The 1769-nt window shown below is 39.1% G+C and carries 1 protein-coding gene; it reads left to right on the top strand.

The features are described 5' to 3' along the window. Positions 1-30: 30 nt before the first annotated feature. Positions 31-1769: DUF445 family protein (locus tag ACEE44_RS10290; protein WP_449172160.1), on the top strand; the 1739-nt coding region annotated here is incomplete at its 3' end.

Here is a 1769-nt window from a genome sequence, read left to right as displayed (position 1 = left end):
GAATCTGTATCAGAATCCATTTCTGAATCAGTGTCTGAATCAATCTCAGAGTCTATCAGCGAATCCGTTTCTGAGTCTGTGTCTGAATCCGTATCAGAGTCCATCAGCGAATCAATTTCTGAATCTGTATCAGAGTCGATTTCCGAGTCAGTTTCAGAATCAATTTCTGAATCAATCTCAGAATCGGTCAGCGAGTCAGTTTCAGAATCTATCTCAGAATCAGTATCTGAGTCAATCTCAGAATCAATCTCAGAATCCGTTTCTGAGTCAGTTTCAGAATCCATTTCAGAATCTGTATCAGAGTCCATCAGCGAATCAATTTCTGAATCTGTATCAGAGTCGATTTCCGAATCGGTATCTGAATCCATCTCAGAATCGGTAAGCGAGTCAGTTTCTGAATCTATCTCAGAATCAATTTCTGAATCAGTATCTGAGTCAATCTCAGAATCAGTGTCTGAATCAATCTCTGAGTCTGTATCTGAATCCATTTCAGAATCAGTATCAGAGTCAATTTCCGAATCTGTATCAGAATCAATCTCAGAATCGGTAAGCGAGTCAGTTTCAGAATCCATCTCAGAATCAGTAAGCGAATCCATTTCAGAATCGGTAAGCGAGTCAGTTTCAGAGTCAATCTCAGAATCAGTATCTGAATCAATTTCTGAATCAGTTTCAGAATCAATCTCAGAATCAGTTTCAGAATCAGTCTCTGAGTCTGTATCTGAATCCATTTCAGAGTCAGTAAGCGAGTCAGTATCTGAGTCAGTATCAGAATCCATTTCCGAGTCAGTTTCAGAATCAGTATCAGAGTCAATTAGCGAATCCGTATCTGAATCTATCTCAGAATCAGTAAGCGAGTCAGTTTCAGAGTCAATCTCAGAATCAGTATCAGAATCAATTTCTGAGTCAGTATCTGAGTCAGTTTCAGAGTCCGTCTCTGAATCTATCTCAGAATCAGTAAGCGAGTCAGTTTCAGAATCAGTATCAGAATCAATTTCTGAATCCATCTCAGAATCAGTAAGTGAATCAGTTTCAGAGTCAATCTCAGAATCAATTTCTGAATCAGTATCTGAGTCAATCTCAGAATCAGTGTCTGAATCCATCTCAGAATCAGTTTCCGAGTCAGTTTCCGAGTCAATTAGCGAATCCGTTTCAGAATCTGTATTAGAGTCCATCAGCGAATCCGTTTCTGAGTCAGTATCAGAATCCATTTCAGAATCGGTATCTGAATCCGTTTCAGAATCAATCTCAGAATCCGTTTCTGAGTCAATCTCTGAGTCAGTATCAGAATCCATTTCAGAATCGGTATCTGAGTCAATCTCTGAATCTGTATCAGAATCCATTTCAGAATCGGTGTCTGAGTCAATCAGCGAATCCGTTTCTGAGTCAGTATCTGAATCTGTATCAGAGTCAATTTCCGAATCTGTATCAGAATCAATCTCAGAATCGGTAAGCGAGTCAGTTTCAGAATCCATCTCAGAATCAGTAAGCGAATCCATTTCAGAATCGGTAAGCGAGTCAGTTTCAGAATCTATCTCAGAATCAGTAAGCGAATCCATTTCAGAATCGGTATCTGAGTCAATCTCTGAATCTGTATCTGAATCCATTTCAGAATCGGTATCTGAATCCATCTCTGAGTCAGTATCAGAATCCATTTCAGAATCTGTATCAGAGTCAATCAGCGAATCCGTTTCAGAGTCAGTTTCAGAATCTATCTCAGAATCAGTAAGCGAATCAATTTCTGAATCTGTATCTGAGTCAATCTCTGAATC

Source organism: Streptococcus sp. 32226D021BW, assembly GCF_053545015.1.
This window is presented reverse-complemented; position numbering and strand designations above follow the sequence as displayed.